Here is a 20,022-nt window from a genome sequence, read left to right on the forward strand (position 1 = left end):
GGGGGTATCAAGAACAAAGTGCTTGAGCTTCTCTTCTTGGCGTTGAGCTAGTGGTATTCACTCGTCCTCGACACTGAGCGGGGTTGGGGCTTTGGGGGAACAATGTCTGAAAAAGATAGTCCGGCCAAACAACCGTCCGATGTTTACCAAGCGGCTCTGCTGCCTGAAGCGCCGCAGTTTTTCCACGAGTCATCCACGAACCAGTTGGCGGTGGCGGGTATCCAACGCAACCGCTTGGAACTGGGTATAGCTTGCGGTTGCACGCCGAAGTCGCTTGAGATTGATGTGGATGCATACATTGCTGAAATCGCGCCCGAGTTGGGTATTTCCCGCGGTAAAGCGCTCGAGTATGTAGAGGTCGGCATTCAGTTAGCGCGCATGCCTCGGCTGGGTGCCTTTATTAAAGCTCGAGCTCATTTGCCCTTTGCGCATTTGATCACCATTGCTCGCGCGACAGCGCCGCTCCACGACCCAGAGGTGCGTGCAGCTGTTGAAGAAGAAATTGCCCGCTTTGTCATTCCCCGAAAGCATGGCGAGGCACTCCGGGGAGTGCGCAGCCTACATAAATTCCTGCAACGGGTTATCGAAGAAATTGAACCTCAGCTTCGCCCCAAAAACCTTCCGGGTGATGTCGATCCGCTGCTTCCTGCAGGAGAACGCGAAATAGTAGGAGAGAGTATCGGTTTTGAAGAGAGCGACAACTTCGCGGAAGTTTTTATGGAGCTGGAAAAGACCCGCGCTCTCGAATTCAAAACCACCCTCGAGTCCATCTCCAGCTCAGCTGGCTGCACTCGAGTCGAAGCTTTGACACACCTCATCCGCGGCACCGCCGAGGCAAAAATCGTACTCAACCTATACTGTCCTGCCACAGAGGAGCGCCCCCGCACCGCCTGGCTTGGCGGCGTTGGCTGGATCTCGCAGTTAGCTACGCAGGCGTGGATTGATAAGGTCACGCATATTCGTATGCTTGCCGACGAAACCGCGGAGGGCTACGCCCCAACCGAAAGTCAGAGGGCCTTCGTTAAAGGTCGGGACGGAACGTGTCGCTTTCCGGGGTGTGATGTACCCGCGGAGCTCTGCGACATTGACCATATTGAGCCGTACGACAAAGAGCACCCAGAGGAGGGCGGGGCAACAGAAACGCCGAACCTCCACTGCCTCTGCCGCCGGCACCACAACATGAAAACAGCTGGTCTTTGGAATGTTGCACGTGATCGGGATGGGGTGGAACTGTGGACGTCGTCAAGCACGGGCAAAAAGGCGGTGAGCCTGGAAGACGGGCCGCTTGCCGGGCACGGGCGCTACACTTTCGACAAACGGGGACTGCGAATGGCGCAGGCGCTGGCAGAATATAACGAGTATCGCCAGGAGCTGATAGAGCAATCACGGAAGCTGGTCGAGGAAGCGCGCAGGGGAGAAGACACCGATACTCCCAACCCGCAAGACCCCCAAGACTCGGAAGCTCCCCAAGACCCGCAAGACCCGCCGAACGTGGAAGAGTTTGGTTTCTGACCAGGGGGTGTGTAATAATTTGCAGGTTGTCTTTATAGGCAGCTTTACCTGTTTCGGGCATGAACCGGCCGAGCGTCCCTCTGTGGGAAAGCGCCGCCAGGGTCCTCTGTCTATGCAAAAAGTAAAGGAATAAGTTTCCATGAACATTCTTGACAAGGTTGATGCAGCATACCTGCGCGACGACATCCCGGAGTTCCGCGCTGGTGACACCGTCGAGGTCGACGTAAAGATCGTTGAAGGTAAGACCGAGCGTATTCAGGTCTTCAAGGGTGTCGTTATCCGTCGTCAGGGCGGTGGCGTCCGCGAGACCTTCACCGTCCGCAAGGTATCCTTCGGTATCGCTGTTGAGCGTACCTTCCCGGTGCACTCCCCGAACATCGACGAGATTCGCGTTGTCTTCAAGGGCGACGTTCGCCGTGCGAAGCTGTACTACCTGCGCAACCTGCGCGGTAAGGCTGCACGCATCAAGGAGCGCCGCTAGTCTTTTGGCGCAAAATGATCCCCATCGAGTGTTGAGCTCGGTGGGGATTTTTCTATCGCGTATAGTCTTTTCCCATGACCGACGACGATTCGCGCGAACAGACTGACGGCCAAAAAGAAGACCGTACTGAAGGCTTGAAAGGCTTCCGGAAACTTGACGAGGAGCCTGAAAAGCACACTCCGTGGTACATCGAGATTCCAATCATTATCGTGATTGCCCTGCTCATCAGTGCCGGTGTGCAGTCCTTTATCGGCCGCGTCTACGTGATTCCGTCCGAGTCGATGCAGCCGACGCTCAACGGATGTGTCGGGTGCACCGGTGACCGCATTTGGGTGGATAAGGTTTCCTACCAGTTCTCAGATCCCAAGCCTGGCGATGTTGTCGTCTTTAATGGCCCGGAGTCCTGGAATAGTAACTACGTGTCACAGCGTTCAACCAACCCGGTGGCGAACTCGCTGCAGACGGTTGGTTCCTGGATTGGACTTGTCGCCCCGGATGAAAATGCGTTGGTCAAGCGTGTGATTGCCACAGGTGGGCAGACTGTGCAGTGTCGCCCAGGAGATCCCGGCATCATGGTTGACGGCAAGATGACAGACCAGGATTTCATTAAAACTCCGGCAGACAAGCCGGTGGTGGATAATCTTGGCTCAGAGCAGTGCGGTGGCCCGTACTTCGGGCCGGTGACAGTGCCGGAGGGGCATCTGTGGGTCATGGGTGATAACCGCACCAACTCTGCGGACTCTCGCTATCACATGGGTGACGAGCTGCAGGGTACTGTGCCGCTGGATAACGTCGTCGGCAAGGTGCAGGCAATCATCCTGCCGTTTAACCGCATCGGTGGCGTCGATGATCCGGACATCCAGCACAACTAGTCAGCACAGTCAGCTCACGCCGCCGGTGCCGAAACTGCGGAGGTTGAAGCAGTCGCGCTCGATGGAGGTCGCGCTGGCAAAGCGTGGCTTTGGGCCTGTAGCGGGGGTCGACGAGGCTGGCCGCGGCGCCTGTGCAGGCCCGATAGTTATCGCCGCCTGCTGCCTTCCCGAACGCCCTATCGCAGAGCTGGATAAGCTCACCGATTCTAAAAAGCTCACGCCAGCCGCACGCGAACGGCTCTTTCCGCTCATCCAACGCTTCGCCACCTCTTTTTGCGTGACGATAATCCCCGCGTCCTACATCGACCAATTCGGCATCCAGGACGCGAATGTCACCGGAATGCGCCGCGCGGTAGCCGGTTTGGGGCAGCGCCCTGGCTACGTGCTTACCGACGCACTCAAGGTATCCGGCTTCACGGCACCCTATTTGCCCGTGATTGGTGGTGATTCCGCTTGCCGATGTATTGCTGCTGCGAGTGTCTTAGCCAAAGTCACCCGCGACCGCATTATGGTTGACCTATCGGAGAAGTATCCGGACTATGGTCTGGCGGGGCATAAGGGCTACGGTACGGCATCGCATATGGAAGCGATTTCACGCCATGGCGCAACCCCGGAGCATCGGTGGTCATACCGCAATGTGCGCTTGGCGCACGCGGAGTATCTTGAGCACCCCGAATAGACCAACATGTACAAAAAGAGCAACATGTAAACACTCGAAGGAGCCGTCGCGGTCGTGAGCGCAGAAGATCTAGAAAACTACGAGGCCGACGTTGAACTATCCCTGTACAAGGAGTTCCGCGATGTCGTTAGTCAGTTTTCGTACGTTGTTGAGACGGAGCGCAGGTTCTACCTTGCTAATGCTGTGGAGCTGATTCCGCACAACAGCGAAAACGAGGTCTATTTCGAGCTGCGGATGTCGGATGCGTGGGTGTGGGATGTCCATCGCCCAGCCCGGTTTGTCCGCTACGTGCGCGTTATCACTTTCAAGGATGTCAATATCGAGGAACTGGATAAGCCGGACTTGCGACTGCCGTAGTTTATCGCCGCGTATCGTCGCCTGTCATCGCATGTTATGGCTAGCTGCTGACAGTTATCCACAGTCGAAAAATTATCCACAGTTAGGGCCCTCTGAGCATTTATCGGAGGGCCTTTGTCATGCCCGCTGTGCAAGAGTGTTTCCGAACCGCCAAGGCGGCAAAAGTCTAAGCAGTAAACAGCCAAGGCATAATTCAACGGGGAACCAGGGGGACCAGGGCGATGACACAGAGCTTTGACGAACTAACCACAAGACAGCTCGGCGCGTTTGGGGAGGATTTCGTCGCCGAGATGTTGGAGGATCAGGGGTGGGAAGTTATTGCTCGGAATGAGCGGGTCGGACGCTATGAGCTCGATCTTATTGCTGAAGATGTTGACGGCAGGCTGCATTTTGTGGAGGTAAAAACGCGGCGCAGCTCGCGAAGTAGTCAGTTTGGGGACGGCAGAGAGTCCATCACAGCAGCCAAGCTTCGTCATTTGCGCAAGGCGGCGGCACAGTGGCTGTCAGAGAGTTCTACCTACTGGTTAGAGTCCGTAGTTATCGACTGCGCAGAAGTCACAGTGTCCAGCCCTTCGTCCGGTCCTCCAGTCGTTGCAGTTACGTACATTCCCGCAATCAGCGACGCGATCATGTGGGACTGCTAGATGACTGTCGGTACAGCTCTTGCAGTCAGCCTCAGCGGCATTGAAGGAACTATTGTGCAGGTGGAAGCCGATGTTGGGCGTGGCTTGCCGGGAATGTATATCGGTGGGCTCGGCGATGCCGCCGTCGGAGAAGCCAAACATCGCGTGCGCACGGCGGTTGCTAACTCGCAGTTGCCCTGGCCGAAGACAAAAGTCGTGGTGAGTCTGTCGCCGGCGCATATCCGCAAGCACGGCACTAGCTTTGACCTCGCCATCGTCTGCGCCATCCTTATCGCAACCAGCGATGACATGGAGGCCCGAGGTCGTCTCCGCCACACGGTTCTCATTGGCGAACTTGGGCTCGACGGTTCCATTCGTCCGGTGCGTGGAGTGCTGCCGCAAGTCCTTGCCGCCCGCGAGGCCGGTGCCCGTTGGGTTGTCGTTCCCGCCGCCAACGCCGCCGAGGCCGCGCTCGTCGACGGCATCGCAGTCTGCACCGCAGCCGACCTCACACAGCTATGGGGCTGGGTACTCACCGGCTCAGGTTTGACGACCGCGCTTAACGACGACCCCAGCGAACAAGCCTTCTCGGTAGACCTGGCCGATGTCGATGGCCAACCTGAGGCGCGCTTCGCCCTCGAGGTAGCCGCAGCAGGTGGGCACAATCTGTTCATGCAGGGTTCTCCGGGAACTGGGAAGTCCATGCTCGCTGAGCGCTTGCCCACAATTCTGCCGCCATTGCAGAAGTGGCAGCAGCTGGAGGTCACCGCGCTGCATTCGGTGGCCGGAGCGCTCGATACTGCGGACACTCTTGTCCAACATCCGCCGTTTGTGGCTCCACATCACAGCGCGACTGTTGCAGCGCTAGTCGGCGGCGGTGCTGTGCCCAAGCCCGGCGCGATTAGCCTTGCCCACCATGGGGTGCTCTTCTTGGACGAAATCACCCTCATGCGCCCGGCGGTATTGGATGCGTTGCGGATGCCGATGGAAAACGGGGTGGTCGTCCACCTGCGTACGCACCATCGAGTGACTTTTCCGGCGAGAACACAACTAGTCATGGCGACCAATCCCTGTCGGTGTGGGGCGGCGTACGCCAGCGAATGCACCTGTTCTAGTACCGAGCGAGCCAAGCATGGTCGCGCATTATCGAGCCCGCTACGCGATCGCATGGATCTCAACGTTACGCTCAGTCCTGCCGGGGCCAAGCTGGGCATTACAAACAAAGCACACAATGAGCCCTCCGCGGCCGTTCGCGATCGGGTACAGGCCGCACGTGACCGTGCCTGCCATAGGTGGCAGGCCCTGGGGCTTGCCGACGAAGCAGCCGTCACCAACGCGAGCGCGCCACGCGCGCTTCTCCGTCGTCACGCGGGCTTGGACGAAGAGGCGATGGCGTTATTGGACTTCCAGTTGAGGAACGGAGAGATTACCCAGCGGGGAGTGGACAAAGTAATCGCAGTGGCGTGGACGCTCGCAGATCTCGAAGGGGTAGACACGTTTACCTTCGAGCACGTGCAACGTGCCTGCCAGTTGCACGACCGCGAGGGCAGCTAATACAACCGAACCATTTTCAAGGGGGAGAAATGGACGAAATTCACGCGTGGGCTTACCTGAATCGGGTGGTAGAGGCGACGCATCCGCAGATTGTGCGGCTCGTGACGGAGTTTGGGCCGGTAGAGGTAGCGGAGAGGATCAAGGCTCGCGCCGGGCTGCCGGAAGGTCTGCTCAATACGACGCAGGCACGGGCTGACGTTGACCAGAGCGGCCACGATTTGGATTCGGCGGCAGCGGTGGGGTGGCGTCTTATTTATCCGGGGCACCCAGAGTGGCCGGGGGAGTTGCTGTCCTGCTTTACGACGCTTGAAGTCCGTGACCGCGCCGATGCGCCACCACTTGCGCTGTGGGTGCATGGCCGTGACTTGCGGGAGATGCTCAGTGAAGCGGTGGCGATTGTCGGAACGCGGATGGCCAGCAGCTACGGGACACAAGTGGCGGCCCAATTTGCGGGGCAGTTCGCGAATGCGGGGGTTAGTGTCATCAGTGGTGGTGCGTTAGGGATTGATGCCGCGGCGCATCGAGCTGCGCTCGACGCCGGCGGCACTACGGTCGTGGTCGGAGCCGGTGGTGTAGGGGTTGACTATCCGCGGGCGCATGCAGAACTCTTCGACCAGATTGCACAGCGGGGTGCGCTGATTACGGAGTATCCACCGGGAGTGCGCCCTGCGCGGCATCGGTTCTTGACTAGGAATCGGCTGGTAGCGGCCCTATCGCGAGCAACCACAATCGTCGAGGCCGGCTGGCGTTCAGGGGCGCGCAACACAGCGCACTGGGCAGTGAGACTAAACAAGCCCTTGGGAGCAGTGCCGGGACCGGTGACGCTGCAAACTACCTCTGGCTGTCATGACCTAATCCGCAGTGGCGAGGCGGTCCTGGTGTGTAGTGCCGACAATGTGCGGTCGCTGTATCGGTCAGTTGGCACAGTGAATGAAGATGCTCAGCTTGAATTGTTGTGGGAAAAGTCGGCGGTGCAGAAGCTTTCTCGAAATGAGCTCGCTGTCTACGACTCTCTGAATTCTGCGGAGCCAACGCCGGTGAGAGAAGTCGCGGCGCAGGCGGGATTGGCCGTGGCGCTTACGACACATTTGTTGCTGGAGCTGCAGGGACAGGGGCTGACAAATCGGGTGGAGGGTGGGTGGTTGCGCCAGGAACAGAAGCGTTAGTGAGGCGCAAATAAAGCCTTCTGCTGAGAATCTCGAAAAAATTTTGAATTAGGTATTGCAATTCTCGGTGCACTTAGTAATATAGGCAAGGCAAGCCGAAGTAGCTGTTACGGAAACGGGCTTGTGACATGGGTGAGGCAATAGGGCAGTGGCTCTGGCGAAAGTCGGAGTCACTGCCTTTTTCCGCTGTCTGGTGAGGTCTCGCGGTGTCCATCTACTAAGGTCAGAACCGTGAAGCGCGCAACCGATAACGACGACAGGACTGAGCCGGATCTCGGGTTATCCGCCAATATTGAGGCCGTGCTCATGGATTTTCTCGATGAGCTGACTTATTCCCGCAGGCTCTCCGGCGCAACCGTCCGTGCCTATCGAGCCGATCTCATCCCCCTCCTCGCCGGCCTGGACCACATCAGTGAACTCTCCACCCCTGTCATCCGTACGTACCTCGGCGCGAAGCATGCGGAGGGTGCTGCACGGTCATCGCTGGCTCGCTTAACGACGTCCATTCGGCAGTTATGTAGTTGGCTTGTAGCTCGGCAAATTCTCGATGCTGATCCGTCGCTGCGGCTGTCAACGCCGAAGAAGCGTCAGCATCTTCCGGAAGTGCTCTCGCCGGAGAGAGTTGAAGAAGCAATCGAGAAAGTCTCCTCCGAGGACAGTGCAGTAGCAGCTCGCGACTTGGCCATCGTGGAATTGTTGTATGCCACTGGGATGCGTGTAGAGGAGCTGTGCAAGGCCGATGTCTCTGATGTGGACTTTTCCCGCCACATCATCTCGGTAGTGGGTAAGGGGAACAAGCAGCGCATCGTGCCCTTCGGCGCACCAGCAGAGGCGGCACTCAAAGGCTGGCTCCAGGTGCGTGGAAACTTTCATGCTTCCGCACAGGCAGAACTTGCGCTTTTTCTCGGTGTGCGTGGAGGTAGATTGAATCCTCGCCAGGCGCGCCGAGTGATTCATAAATGGGCTGATGTTTCACCGCATGCTCTCCGACACTCTGCGGCCACGGCCATGGTGGAAGGTGGCGCTGACTTACGTGTGGTGCAGGAGATGCTCGGTCATTCGAGTCTGGCGACCACGCAGATTTATACCCACGTCTCAGCGGACCGCCTCCGTGAAGTACATAAGCGGGCACATCCGCGCGCTTAATTGCGCAGGGTTGTTTAATTGCGCACAGGCTTGAGCACGATTGGCCTCCGCTGTATCAAATCAAGTGGATTGAGATAGTCCTTGCCGCGCAGCGCGCCCCAATGCAGGCCCGGTTCGGGATGTTTGGCGTTGACCACAAGATGGCCAATCACCTGGCCAGCGGCCACGTGGTCTCCCTTTTCTAACGCAGTATCTATGGGCTGATAGGTTGTGCGGATGCCATCGGCGTGCATGATCGACACGGAAGTCATTCCGGCAATCGAGCCGGCGAAATGCACCACACCGGGAGCCGAGGCGCGGATTGGCTGCCCCGGGGAGGCATCCAGGTCTACTCCGCGGTGTCCGGCCTGCCAGCGTTTTTCCGGTGGGGCGTAGTCGCGTAGAACTTTGCCGCGGACAGGAAAGGTATGCGCAATAGTAGATAGCGCCTCGCCGGTAGCTATAGGTGGGTGTGGGGGTGTCGTTAGCGCGACAGCGAGCACAAATAGCGCTAATGTGCGCATTAGCGAGCGACTGAACCTCTGCTTGGTTGTCATGCGCGATAGTGTGGCGGACGCTGCACTCGTCGACAAGCGGCAGTGCATTGCAAACGGTTCCAGCTGTGGATGACTTTTGACCCTGTGGATGGCAGGGTGTGTCAGATATTGCGACCTGCGCGATGTATCAGATAAGATGGCGCTCGCGGTGTCTGCCTTAATGGGCGGTCATTAGCACAAAGACTACGCGCGCGACCCATTCCGGCTGGTTCACGGGTGCTCGGCAAGAATATCTGTCGGGTGTGAGGCAGCGGGGGAGCGCTAGGGCACAGGGAAAGCCTGTGCGTGAACTGTAACCACCTATATCGGATAAGAAAGGAAGGGAAGCAGCCGCAGCCCTAGTCAGGCTGGACGTGAGGATCTTCCCTGAATATGACATGGCTGTTGTATCCATGCGAGAACTGCTCGATGCCGGTGTCCACTTCGGTCACCAGACCCGTCGTTGGAACCCGAAGATGAAGCGTTTCATCTTCACCGAGCGCAATGGCATCTACATCATCGACCTGCAGCAGACCCTGACCTACATCGACGAGGCTTTCGAGTTCGTCAAGGAGACTGTCGCTCACGGTGGCAACATCCTGTTCGTCGGTACCAAGAAGCAGGCTCAGGAAGCCGTTCAGAACGAGGCAGAGCGCGTTGACATGCCGTACGTCAACCACCGCTGGCTCGGCGGTATGCTGACCAACTTCGCAACCGTTTCCAAGCGCCTGGCTCGCCTGAAGGAGCTTCAGGCAATGGACGCTGCTGAGAACGGCTACGAGGGTCGCGGCAAAAAGGAAATCCTGATGCTGACCCGTGAGCGAACCAAGCTGGAGCGCACCCTGGGCGGCATTCGCGACATGTCCAAGGTTCCGTCCGCACTGTGGATTGTTGACACCAACAAGGAGCACATCGCTGTCTCCGAGGCCAAGAAGCTGGGCATTCCGGTTGTTGCCATCCTGGACACCAACTGCGACCCGGATGACGTTGACTTCCCGATTCCGGGCAACGACGACGCAATCCGCGCTGCTTCCGTGCTGACCCGCATCATCTCCACCGCTGTTGAAGAGGGCCGCAAGGCTCGCGCTGAGCGCGAGGCTAACGCTGCTCGCGAGGCAGCAGGCGACGCTCCGATTGAGTCCGCCGCTGAGAACACCGACCAGGCTGCAGAGATGGACGCCGAGGGCTCCACTGCAACTGAGACGGCATCCGCTGAGTAAAGCTGAACTTTCTAACCACCACAAGTTCTAACCACCACAAGGAGGAACGCCCAGCATGGCGAATTTCACTGCTGCTGACGTCAAGAAGCTCCGCGAGCTGACCGGCTCCGGCATGAAGGCTTGTAAGGACGCACTCGTCGAGACCGACGGCGATTTCGACAAGGCTGTCGAGATCCTGCGTATTAAGGGCGCAAAGGACGTCGGCAAGCGTGCAGAGCGCACCGCTGCCGAGGGCCTGATTGCTGTTTCTGGTAACACCATGGTCGAGGTCAACTCCGAGACCGACTTCGTTGCTAAGAACCAGGAGTTCATCGACTTCGCCAACAAGGTCGCCGACGCTGCCGCAGCAGTCAAGGCAAACTCCCCGGAAGAGCTCGCAGCTGCTGACGTCGACGGTCAGACTGCAGCTGACGCTACCCAGGAGCTCTCCGCAAAGATCGGTGAGAAGCTGGAGCTGCGTCGCGCCGCTACTCTCGAGGGCGACAACATCGCTGTCTACCTGCACCGCCGTGCAGCAGACCTGCCGGCAGCTGTCGGTGTCCTGGTTGCTTACACCGGTGAGGGAGAGGGCGCTGCAGAGACTGCTCACGCAGCAGCTATGCAGGTTGCCGCTCTGAAGGCTCAGTACCTGTCCCGCGAGGATGTCCCGGCCGACCGCGTCGAGGCAGAGCGCGCTGTCTACGAGAAGATCACCCGCGAAGAGGGCAAGCCGGAGCAGGCTATCGCCAAGATCGTCGAGGGTCGTCTGAACGGTTTCTACAAGGACGTTGTTCTGCTGGAGCAGCCGTCTGTTGCTGACAGCAAGAAGACCGTTAAGCAGCTCATGGATGAGGCTGGCGTTACCCTGACCGGTTTCGTTCGCTTCGAGGTTGGCCAGCACTAATTCGCTGTAATTTGTGCATAAGCCTCTAGCTGTGAGCTAGTTTAAATGCCCCGCTCGGGAACCCGGGCGGGGCATTTTGCTGTCATGTGGTCGACAATGCGGAGCGTCAAGTGCGCCTTGCTGTCGTGACCGGGTAGACTCGTCTGCGACTTTTAAACGGTGTGAGAAAGGTGCATGGTCATGGCAGAATCTGTCGAGCGCAATGGCTTCAAGCGTGTGATGCTCAAGCTCGGTGGTGAGATGTTCGGTGGCGGCAAGGTTGGCGTTGACCCGGACGTGGTGCAAAACGTTGCCCGACAGATTGCGGAAGTTTCCCGAAAGGGTGTCGAGGTCTGTGTCGTCATCGGTGGAGGTAACTTCTTCCGTGGCGCACAGCTGCAGCAGCGCGGCATGGACCGTGCACGCTCTGACTACATGGGCATGCTGGGTACGGTCATGAACTGTCTGGCTCTGCAGGACTTCCTCGAGCAGGAGGGCGTGGACTGCCGTGTTCAGACTGCTATCAACATGGCACAGGTCTCAGAGCCGTACCTGCCGCTGCGTGCTAAGCGTCACCTGGAGAAGGGCCGCGTGGTCATCTTCGGTGCAGGTATGGGTATGCCGTACTTCTCCACCGACACCACCGCAGCCCAACGCGCGCTGGAGATCGGCTGCGAGGTGCTGCTGATGGCCAAGGCCGTTGACGGTGTCTACTCGGCCGACCCACGTGAGGTGCCGGGCGCAGAGCTGTTCGAAGACATTACCCACCGTGAGGTTCTGGAACGGGACCTGCGCGTTGCTGATGCCACCGCCTTCTCCCTGTGCATGGACAACAACATGCCGATTCTGGTGTTTAATCTGCTTACCGACGGAAACATTGCCCGCGCGGTAGCCGGCGAGCAAATCGGTACTCTCGTCCACAGCTGATAAATTTGTTCGTAATACGTTCTTTCCACAGAGCGCTCTAGAACTATCTAGAACCCGCGTAGAAACCCGAGGTTAAAAACACAATGATTGATGAAGTCCTGCTTGACTGCGAAGAAAAGTACGGTAGCTCCGTGGAGCACTGCCGCGAGGAGCTGACGCACATTCGCACTGGTCGTGCGAACCCCGCGATGTTCAACGGCGTTATTGCGGAGTACTACGGTGTTCCGACTCCGATTACCCAGATGGCTACCATTTCGGTTCCGGAGCCGCGCATGCTGCTGATTAAGCCGTATGAGCTGAGCGTCATGGGCGACATTGAAAACGCGATTCGTAACTCCGACCTGGGTGTGAACCCGACTAATGATGGCCAGGTTCTGCGCGTAACTATCCCGCAGCTGACCGAGGAGCGCCGTCGTGAGATGGTCAAGGTCGCACGTTCGAAGGGCGAAGACGCCAAGATTGCAATTCGCAATGTCCGTCGTAAGGGCATGGAAACTCTGAAGAAGATTCAGAAGGACGGCGACGCAGGCGAGGACGAGGTGCAGGCAGGCGAAAAGGAGCTGGACCAGGTCACCAAGAACTACGTCGAGCAGGTGGACTCCTTGGTTGAACGCAAGGAAGCGGAATTGATGGAGGTTTAGGCCTTCATATTCAACCGGGAGAGGGGATCTGAGGCGCCAATGCCAACGTCGAAGCCAGCGTCCAATAAGGAACGTGTTCTAGACGAGCTACGGCTTATTAAGCCGCGCAACTCAGCAGGTCGGAACCTGCCGGTTGCAATTACGGTGGGCGTAGCACTTGGTGCAGTCGTCATCATCTGCTTACTGCTGGGGGCGCTCGCCTGGACCGTTCTGGTCGCCGGGGCGGTTGGTCTCGCAACCTGGGAGGTCTGCGAGCGGCTCCGTGAGTCCGATTGGCAGGTCCCTCGCCCGGTACTGATTCTCGGCGGACAACTGATGGTGTGGTTGTCCGCCTACTGGGGGATTGACGGTTTGGTGATGGGCCTGGCCGCGACCCTAATGCTCTTACTGGTCGTCCGCCTGTTCTTGCACGGGATGGCCGAAGCACCACGGAACTGGCTGCGGGATGTCGCAGTCGGTGTTTTCGTGGTGATGTGGATTCCGTTCTTTGCCGCGCTAGCTGTGCAGCTGATGCACATGGACAATCCCTGGGGAGTCGATCCCCGTCTGGTCATTGTGACCTTCATGATTGGGGTTATTTCAAATGACGTCGGAGGCTATGCCGCCGGTGTCATGTTCGGAAAGCATCCGATGGCCCCGAAGGTAAGCCCTAAAAAATCCTGGGAAGGGTTCGGCGGCTCTCTCGTGCTCGCCACCGTTACTGGAGCGCTTTGTGCGATCTTTATGTTGCACGCGCCATGGTGGCAGGGCATCGTGCTGGGCATAGCCCTGGTTATCTCTGCCACGCTTGGTGACCTGATGGAGTCCCAGTTCAAACGCGATCTGGGGATTAAGGATATGTCCTCGATATTGCCGGGCCACGGCGGTCTGATGGACCGCCTGGATGGCATGCTGCCATCAGCCGCGATGACATGGCTGATATTGCAGCTTTTCAGCCTAGTTTAATTTGGCTGGTTCAGTCGGGCTTTAGTTGTCGCCCTTACGAATCTGACGGCGCAAATCAAACATTCGCCAGCCACCGATGAGCGCAGTGATGAGGGCGCCGAGGATGGCAGCGAACAGCATTCCGACACCGACCGGGAAGTTCCAGGCCCAGCCGAACAGGTTTAGTGTGGTCTCCTGCTGATTCTGCAGAATGAACACCAGCAAAACAATCAGCAAAACTGCACTGATGACCAGGCCAACCCACATCGAGCCCGCGGTAGTCTTTTTCACCTTGCGCCGGCCAGGAGCGGGCGCTGGCTCCGGTGTGGAGTCCTTCTCTGTCGGCGCGTCAACGACTGGCTCTGGAAGGTTGTCCTGCTCAGGTGCAGGAGCCACGGAATCATTTGGGGAGGACGACGGAGCATCGTCGAAAAGCGGACTGTCGTTATTCGGCTGATTAGCGTTAGTCATACCTATCATTCAACACGTTTTGGCAGGTATGTACCACTTGTAAAGGTCCACTTAGTTGCGGCTGCCTAGTCACTCATTAGGCCAAAACCGTCATTACATGCGAAAATGGGTGCCATCATGGCATCTTCACTTCCAATTGTTCTTAAAGCTCCACGTCGCGGCATGCCCGCGACCCATTTTGCGGACCTCGATGTTGAGGAACGGAAGGCTGCGGTCAAGGAACTGGGTCTGCCGGCCTTCCGCGCCGATCAGATTGCCCGGCACTATTACGGTCGGCTTGAGGCTGACCCTATGACGATGACTGATCTGCCGGAAGCAGACCGTCAAAAGGTCAAGGACAGTCTCTTCCCACCTCTGTTGACTCCGGTGCGGCACATCACCTGTGACGATGGCGAAACCCGTAAGACACTGTGGCGTGCAGGTGACGGTACGCTGCTGGAATCCGTGCTGATGAAGTACCCGGGGCGTGCGACCCTCTGTATTTCCTCACAGGCGGGCTGCGGTATGGCATGTCCATTCTGTGCGACGGGTCAGGGCGGTCTGCAGCGTAATCTCTCCACCGCGGAGATTGTCGACCAAGTTCGTGAGGCCGCTGCCACTATGGCAGCCGAGGGCGGTCGTCTGACCAACATCGTATTCATGGGCATGGGCGAGCCGCTCGCGAACTACAATCGCGTTCTCGCCGCCGTCCATCGCATCACGCGGCCGTCGCCGGAGGGATTCGGCATCTCGATGCGCAATGTCACCGTCTCTACGGTCGGTTTCGCGCCGAACATCCGACGGCTTGCCGACGAAGACCTGTCAGTCACCCTCGCGGTGTCTCTGCACACTCCGGATGACGAGCTTCGCGACGAGCTGGTACCAATCAACAATCGCTTTACAGTGGCCGAGGTACTTGATGCAGCTCGCTACTACGCAGACAAGACAGGCCGTCGCGTATCCATTGAGTACGCGTTGATTCGCGATATTAATGACCAGGATTGGCGTGCAGACCTGTTGGGTAAGAAGCTCCACAATGCTCTGGGCTCACGTGTCCACGTCAACCTGATTCCACTCAACCCGACTCCGGGTTCGAAGTGGGACGCCTCCCCGAAGAAGCAGCAGGAGGAGTTCGTCCGCCGCGTACAGGCACAGGGAGTACCGTGCACGGTCCGCGATACCCGTGGCAACGAGATTGCGGCAGCCTGTGGTCAGCTGGCGGCTGAAGAGATTTAGCGCTGAATAGCAAAAGATCCGCACCGAATTCGGTGCGGATCTTTTTTGTGCGCTGTAGCGCTATAGAGCTGTTGCTATAGAGCTGTTAGGCCAGACTTTCTGCAAAAGTGGCTAACTTTACTGGTTCTGGCCTTCCGGCAGGCGGTTCCAGGAGCGCAGCTGAGAGTCGGTCAGGTTAGCGTAGACGCCAGTGCCGTTAACCTGGTCGCGTGCCCACTCCGGTTCAATGTGGCCTTCCGGCTTGTTGTGACCGGTAACGGTGCGGACCTGAGAACCCTGCGGGGCGAACAACTGCAACAGCAGGCCAATGGCAATCAGGGCGGCGATGGCGACCAGCCACCAGTTCTCGACGTTGCCCTTGTGGTTACCAATGGTCATACCCAGCAGGAAGATTACGGAAATCCAGCCGGCCTTCTGCATAGCGCTCTTGCTAATGCCGTGCCAGCCCCACTTCGCCGACGGCTCGTCGAGGGTGCTGACGCCGCGGTAAATTTCTTCCTTTGGCTCGTGGTTGCTCACTTGAAAGTCCTCCTGTTAACACTTTCGGCGAATTGCACTCTATATGCACTTCAGTCTATCTGCGGTTTTGCTGAAAGCGACTGAGCGCATTTTCAGACAATCTTGAGTATCGGGTGTAAGGATACCTTAGAACTTGCTGAAATTGGGACTCAGCCCGGCCGGAAACTGTTCGCCGGTGTGCTCGTTTGCCCAAAGTGGGGGTAGGGTGAGCACTCGTGACATTTCTTCTTGGAGTTTTACTCTTCGCAATCGGCATTGCGGTGACAATCGCTCTTCATGAATGGGGCCATCTCACCGCAGCTCGACTGTGTGGAATGCGAGTGCGTCGGTACTTCATTGGCTTCGGCCCAACGCTGTTTTCCTTCAAGCGGCATCACGCCGCGGCGGGTGGGCATGACACCGAGTATGGAGTAAAGGCAATTCCCTTTGGCGGATTCTGCGACATCGCAGGCATGACCGCAATGGATCCGATCGATCCTGCCGAAGAACCCTACGCCATGTACAAGAAGCCGTGGTGGCAGCGCATTATCGTGATGCTCGGTGGGGTGGCAATGAACCTCATCGTTGGATTCATTATTCTTTACTTCATCGCCGTGACGTGGGGTTTGCCCAACATGGGTAAGGAAATGGCGCCACGCATTCAGGCGGTGCAGTGCGTCTCGCCGGCACAGCGGGCCGACGGCACTCTGGAGCCCTGCACTGGTTCCGGTCCTGCAGAGCGCGCAGGGCTACGTGCCGGAGATGTGATTGAGAAGATCAATGGCACCAAGATCACGTCCTACCCCGAGGCTGTGTCTCTCATCGGTAGCTCTGCAGGTGGCGACATCAAAATGACCATCGACCGCAATGGCAGCACCCAGACGGTCACGGTCACCCCGGAAGTCGTCAAACGCAAGACTAACGACGGCCAGGACATCGACCAGCCAGCGATTGGTATCGCCTTCCAGCGACCAGAGACCATCCTCCACGAGTACAACGCAGTGACCGCCATCGGCGGTGCGGCCAGCTTTACAGGCAGCCTTTTCGGGGCGGTTTGGAACGGGCTGCTCTCCATCCCGGAAAAGGTTCCCGGTGTGGTCGCCTCTATCTTTGGTGCGCAGCGTGATCCGGGCAGCCCAATGAGTGTCGTCGGAGCTTCGCGTGCCGGCGGTGAATTGGTGGAGATGAACCAGTGGCCTTCATTCTTCCTGTTGCTGGCTAACCTCAATTACTTCCTGGCCGTGTTCAACCTCGTGCCGTTGCCGCCACTCGACGGTGGCCACATCGCCGTGGTTATTTACGAGCGCATCCGCGACCTGATTCGCAAGGCGTTCGGCAAGCCGGCGGTTGGGCCTGCCGATTACACGAAACTCATGCCAATTACTATGGCCTTTACCGCGGTTTTGCTGGTCTTCGGCGTTCTGGTCATGGCCGCCGACGTGGTCAATCCAATTGTGCTGAACCGCTGATAGCAGGTTGCGGCGCGCCAGCATCGTCGTAAAGCAAAGCGGTGCTAACGTCAGCCCACATGGAACAAACTTCGCGCCGCAAGCCCCTGCTTCGCAGCATCTCGGCTGTGGCAATCACGGGTCTGGTGTTGTCATCCGCCGCGTGTACGCCGCGGCCTGACACCGGGCGCGAGGTGCTTGAGGAATTCCTTGGGGCGCTGGCGGGAGGGGATGTCTCTAAAGCGGCGGCGCTGACCGATCATCCGGACTCCGCCGAGGGGGATCTGAAGGCGGCCACCGACGGCCTCCAGCCGGAGGGGCTTGACTATGAAATTGAGGGTATCGATTCCAGCTCGAACCAGTCCTCGGCCGAAGTCGCCATGAATTGGCAACTACCGCATCAGCGACGCTGGGGCTATGACACGACTTTCACGCTGACCAAGACCGAGTCGGGGCAGCGGGATTGGGCGTTGCGCTGGTCGCCAGCATCCCTTCATCCACAGCTGGGGCGTAATCAGCACCCAGAATTGCGCACTATCGCAGCTCCGCGGCCGTCTGTGGTTGGTTCGGACGGTGCGGCCCTGCTCGAACCAGGGACTGTGCACCGGGTAATTCTCAACCGTGATGGGGCGGAGAATGTGCAGTCGTCGATTAACCGGGCGGCGACGGTCATCAATAATGAAATGCCGGAAGATGGTCCGAAGCTTGACGCGCGCGCCATGGGGGAGCAGGCAGCTGGTGGGAAGGGTAACTTTTCGCTGATTATGCTGCCGGCATCCACGCCACAGCGAGTCAAGGATGAGCTCGCGGATATTGACGGAATTTCTGTTAACGATGAAGCGGCGATGGTGCGACCCGACCCGGGGTTTGCGCCTGATTTGATGAGCCGTGTGGAAAGGCTAGTGGACACTGGTGACCACGGTGCCGACGGCTGGAATATCGTGGCGGCCAACGAGGGCGGAGCAGTCGTCGGCACGCTCTATGAGGTGTCTCCGGATGTAGCCCCGGCGGTGCAGGCATCGATTAGTAAAAAGGTGCAGGACGCAGCGCAAAAGGCGGTCGATACGCGGCAAGATGCGAAGGCAATGCTGGTGGCTGTGCAGCCGTCTACGGGCAAGATTCTGGCGGTAGCCCAGACGGCGGAAGCAGATAAGGACGGCGACCTTGCGCTGATGGGGCAGTTCCCGCCGGGATCGACGTACAAGATTGTCACTGCCGCTGCAGGTGTGCAGCACGAGGGGCTAAATGCGGGATCGACTGTGCCGTGCCCAGGTTCGATGGAAATCGGGCCGCGAATTGTTACCAACTACAACGGAAGTGGTGTCGGGGATACCTCGCTGAGCGATGCCTTCGCGCGGTCTTGCAACACCACGTTCGGCAACATCTCCCACAAGTTGGAACCAGGGCAGTTCAAGGAGGAGTCCAAGAACTTCGGCATCGGCATCAACTATCACATCGCGGGCCTCGACACTATTACCGGCAGCGTGTCTGACGGGAGTGATGAAGTCGAGCGTATCGATGCGGGCTATGGACAGGGCAATGACTTGGCCAGCCCGTTTGGCATGGCGCTGGTTTCCGCGACGGTGGCGGCCGGGCGCACTCCGACGCCGTCACTCGTGCCAAGCGCGGGAACGTGGCAGTCGCAGACATCGAAGCCACTTCCACCTGAGGTTTTGAATGAGGTTCGCTCACTCATGCGGGCGGTGGTGACCTCCGGTACCGGTTCGGCCATTGCCGGACGCGGTGAGGTCTACGCCAAGACCGGTGAGGCCGAGTATGGAGGCGGCTCGCACGCTTGGTTCACTGGCTATCGAGATGACTTGGCTTTCGCCACGCTCATCGTCGGCGGTGGTGGTTCGGAGCATGCCGTGGCGATTACCGATGCCTTCTTCGCAAATATGGATGAAGGTTCGGGGGACGAGGGCTAGAGCATTTCTGGCTTCGAAACCGGCACAGGCCGAAAGACTAATCCGGGGGTAGGGGTAGAGTATGTTCCATGACTCAGCGTTCTCCACTTACTCAGCAAAAGTCCACGCCAATTCGCACCGTTCCGGCACATATTGAACGGCCGGAGTACGCCTGGAAGGACGAGGTTCAGGAAGGCGTCGGCGAGCCGCTGGTACAGACTCCGGAAGATATTGAAAATATGCGAGAGGTCTCTCGCATTGCTGCCAACGCGTTGGTGGAGGCCGGCAAGGCCGTAGCTCCGGGCGTGACCACGGATGAGATTGACCGGGTGGTGCACGAGTACCTGTTGGATCACGACACCTACCCGTCCACGCTGGGGTACCGCGGTTTTGAGAAGTCGTGCTGTGTGTCTCTCAATGAGATTGTCTGCCACGGTATTCCGGACACTCAGGTTATTGAAGACGGCGATATCGTCAATGTCGACGTCACCGGATACAAGAACGGCGTCCACGGCGACACTAACGCGACTTTCCTCGCGGGCAATGTCTCGGAGGAGCACCTCAAGCTAGTGGAGCGCACTTACAACGCCACCATGCGCGGCATTAAGGTCATCAAGCCGGGGCGCGAGATTAATGTCATCGGCCGCGTAATCGAGTCCTACGCTAAGCGTTTTGGATACAACACCGTTCGTGACTTCACCGGTCACGGTGTCGGTACCACGTTCCACAATGGTTTGATCGTCCTGCACTACGATGAGCCGAGCCAGGACACCATTTTCGAGCCGGGCATGACCTTGACTGTCGAGCCGATGATTAACCTCGGTGAGCTGCCGTACCACATCTGGGATAACGGCTGGACTGTGCAGAATGATGACTTCAAGTTCACCGCCCAGTTCGAGCACACGGTGCTGGTGACCTCCGACGGCTACGAAATCCTCACCCTGCCGGATGAGCAGAACGTGCCAGGCCAGTTCCAAACTGGTTGGAAGCCCGAGGCCTAAGAC

General features: G+C 58.4%; 21 protein-coding genes. 18 read left to right on the top strand and 3 right to left on the bottom strand.

All coding sequences use genetic code 11. The features are described 5' to 3' along the window. Nucleotides 1–102 precede the first annotated feature (102 nt). The 9 genes from NQ014_RS01800 (at nucleotide 103) to NQ014_RS01840 (ending at nucleotide 8,390) form a co-directional block, all read left to right on the top strand. Entirely contained in the window at nucleotides 103–1,512 is a 1,410-nt protein-coding gene (locus NQ014_RS01800) for an HNH endonuclease signature motif containing protein (RefSeq protein ID WP_257073303.1), read from the top strand. Nucleotides 1,513–1,651: 139 nt separating this feature from the next. Next, nucleotides 1,652–1,993, top strand: a complete 342-nt coding sequence (gene rplS, locus NQ014_RS01805; protein WP_048761860.1) for a 50S ribosomal protein L19 — start codon at nucleotides 1,652–1,654, stop codon at nucleotides 1,991–1,993. Nucleotides 1,994–2,067: 74 nt separating this feature from the next. Next, nucleotides 2,068–2,865 carry a signal peptidase I gene (gene lepB, locus NQ014_RS01810; protein ID WP_048735525.1) on the top strand — a complete coding sequence of 266 codons (798 nt, stop codon included), beginning with the start codon at nucleotides 2,068–2,070 and terminating at the stop codon, nucleotides 2,863–2,865. Between the two features lie 34 nt (nucleotides 2,866–2,899). Then, the gene (locus tag NQ014_RS01815; protein ID WP_257073364.1) at nucleotides 2,900–3,544 is read left to right on the top strand and encodes a ribonuclease HII; all 645 of its coding nucleotides are present in this window, start codon (nucleotides 2,900–2,902) and stop codon (nucleotides 3,542–3,544) included. 54 nt (nucleotides 3,545–3,598) lie between these two features. Then, nucleotides 3,599–3,901: a DUF2469 domain-containing protein gene (locus tag NQ014_RS01820; protein ID WP_005509529.1), complete on the top strand. Its 303-nt coding sequence runs from the start codon at nucleotides 3,599–3,601 to the stop codon at nucleotides 3,899–3,901. Nucleotides 3,902–4,122: 221 nt separating this feature from the next. Next, the gene (locus NQ014_RS01825; protein WP_257073307.1) at nucleotides 4,123–4,545 is read left to right on the top strand and encodes a YraN family protein; all 423 of its coding nucleotides are present in this window, start codon (nucleotides 4,123–4,125) and stop codon (nucleotides 4,543–4,545) included. Continuing rightward, entirely contained in the window at nucleotides 4,546–6,078 is a 1,533-nt protein-coding gene (locus tag NQ014_RS01830) for a YifB family Mg chelatase-like AAA ATPase (protein WP_257073309.1), read from the top strand. A gap of 29 nt (nucleotides 6,079–6,107) precedes the next feature. Then, entirely contained in the window at nucleotides 6,108–7,244 is a 1,137-nt protein-coding gene (dprA, locus tag NQ014_RS01835) for a DNA-processing protein DprA (protein WP_257073310.1), read from the top strand. 291 nt (nucleotides 7,245–7,535) lie between these two features. After that, the gene (locus NQ014_RS01840) at nucleotides 7,536–8,390 is read left to right on the top strand and encodes a tyrosine recombinase XerC (RefSeq protein ID WP_373467693.1); all 855 of its coding nucleotides are present in this window, start codon (nucleotides 7,536–7,538) and stop codon (nucleotides 8,388–8,390) included. A gap of 14 nt (nucleotides 8,391–8,404) precedes the next feature. Here NQ014_RS01840 and NQ014_RS01845 read toward each other — a convergent pair whose 3' ends face one another. Then, nucleotides 8,405–8,926, bottom strand: coding sequence for a murein hydrolase activator EnvC (locus tag NQ014_RS01845; RefSeq protein ID WP_257073312.1), 522 nt, complete (start codon nucleotides 8,924–8,926; stop codon nucleotides 8,405–8,407). Between the two features lie 377 nt (nucleotides 8,927–9,303). On the opposite strand from NQ014_RS01845, the gene rpsB reads away from it, so the two are divergent. The 5 genes from rpsB (at nucleotide 9,304) to NQ014_RS01870 (ending at nucleotide 13,500) form a co-directional block, all read left to right on the top strand. Beyond that, on the top strand, nucleotides 9,304–10,125 hold the full coding sequence (gene rpsB / locus NQ014_RS01850) for a 30S ribosomal protein S2 (RefSeq protein WP_101738669.1): 822 nt from the start codon (nucleotides 9,304–9,306) through the stop codon (nucleotides 10,123–10,125). 55 nt (nucleotides 10,126–10,180) lie between these two features. Beyond that, nucleotides 10,181–11,008, top strand: a complete 828-nt coding sequence (gene tsf / locus NQ014_RS01855) for a translation elongation factor Ts (RefSeq protein ID WP_257073313.1) — start codon at nucleotides 10,181–10,183, stop codon at nucleotides 11,006–11,008. Nucleotides 11,009–11,188: 180 nt separating this feature from the next. Next, a complete protein-coding gene (pyrH, locus tag NQ014_RS01860) occupies nucleotides 11,189–11,914 on the top strand; it encodes a UMP kinase (RefSeq protein ID WP_257073314.1) in 726 nt (241 codons plus the stop codon). Between the two features lie 83 nt (nucleotides 11,915–11,997). Further along, entirely contained in the window at nucleotides 11,998–12,555 is a 558-nt protein-coding gene (gene frr / locus NQ014_RS01865) for a ribosome recycling factor (protein WP_038628675.1), read from the top strand. A gap of 39 nt (nucleotides 12,556–12,594) precedes the next feature. After that, complete coding sequence (locus tag NQ014_RS01870) at nucleotides 12,595–13,500, top strand: phosphatidate cytidylyltransferase (protein ID WP_257073315.1); 906 nt, start codon at nucleotides 12,595–12,597, stop codon at nucleotides 13,498–13,500. Nucleotides 13,501–13,521: 21 nt separating this feature from the next. On the opposite strand, the gene NQ014_RS01875 is transcribed toward NQ014_RS01870, so the two are convergent. After that, nucleotides 13,522–13,950 carry a lipopolysaccharide assembly protein LapA domain-containing protein gene (locus tag NQ014_RS01875; RefSeq protein ID WP_257073316.1) on the bottom strand — a complete coding sequence of 143 codons (429 nt, stop codon included), beginning with the start codon at nucleotides 13,948–13,950 and terminating at the stop codon, nucleotides 13,522–13,524. 117 nt (nucleotides 13,951–14,067) lie between these two features. On the opposite strand from NQ014_RS01875, the gene rlmN reads away from it, so the two are divergent. Then, a complete protein-coding gene (gene rlmN, locus NQ014_RS01880; RefSeq protein WP_257073317.1) occupies nucleotides 14,068–15,165 on the top strand; it encodes a 23S rRNA (adenine(2503)-C(2))-methyltransferase RlmN in 1,098 nt (365 codons plus the stop codon). A gap of 117 nt (nucleotides 15,166–15,282) precedes the next feature. On the opposite strand, the gene NQ014_RS01885 is transcribed toward rlmN, so the two are convergent. After that, nucleotides 15,283–15,684 carry a DUF2631 domain-containing protein gene (locus tag NQ014_RS01885; RefSeq protein ID WP_038628682.1) on the bottom strand — a complete coding sequence of 134 codons (402 nt, stop codon included), beginning with the start codon at nucleotides 15,682–15,684 and terminating at the stop codon, nucleotides 15,283–15,285. Nucleotides 15,685–15,899: 215 nt separating this feature from the next. Here NQ014_RS01885 and NQ014_RS01890 point away from each other — a divergent pair, with 215 nt between their 5' ends. From NQ014_RS01890 to map, 3 genes are all read left to right on the top strand, one after another. Further along, nucleotides 15,900–17,132, top strand: a complete 1,233-nt coding sequence (locus tag NQ014_RS01890) for a M50 family metallopeptidase (RefSeq protein WP_257073318.1) — start codon at nucleotides 15,900–15,902, stop codon at nucleotides 17,130–17,132. A 59-nt stretch (nucleotides 17,133–17,191) separates the two neighbouring features. Continuing rightward, a complete protein-coding gene (locus NQ014_RS01895) occupies nucleotides 17,192–19,039 on the top strand; it encodes a penicillin-binding transpeptidase domain-containing protein (protein WP_257073319.1) in 1,848 nt (615 codons plus the stop codon). A 68-nt stretch (nucleotides 19,040–19,107) separates the two neighbouring features. Then, complete coding sequence (gene map / locus NQ014_RS01900) at nucleotides 19,108–20,019, top strand: type I methionyl aminopeptidase (RefSeq protein WP_257073322.1); 912 nt, start codon at nucleotides 19,108–19,110, stop codon at nucleotides 20,017–20,019. Nucleotides 20,020–20,022 lie beyond the last annotated feature (3 nt).

Origin of the sequence: Corynebacterium sp. 5QC2CO, assembly GCF_024580435.1 — a bacterium.
GTDB classification, from domain to species: domain Bacteria; phylum Actinomycetota; class Actinomycetes; order Mycobacteriales; family Mycobacteriaceae; genus Corynebacterium; species Corynebacterium jeikeium_D.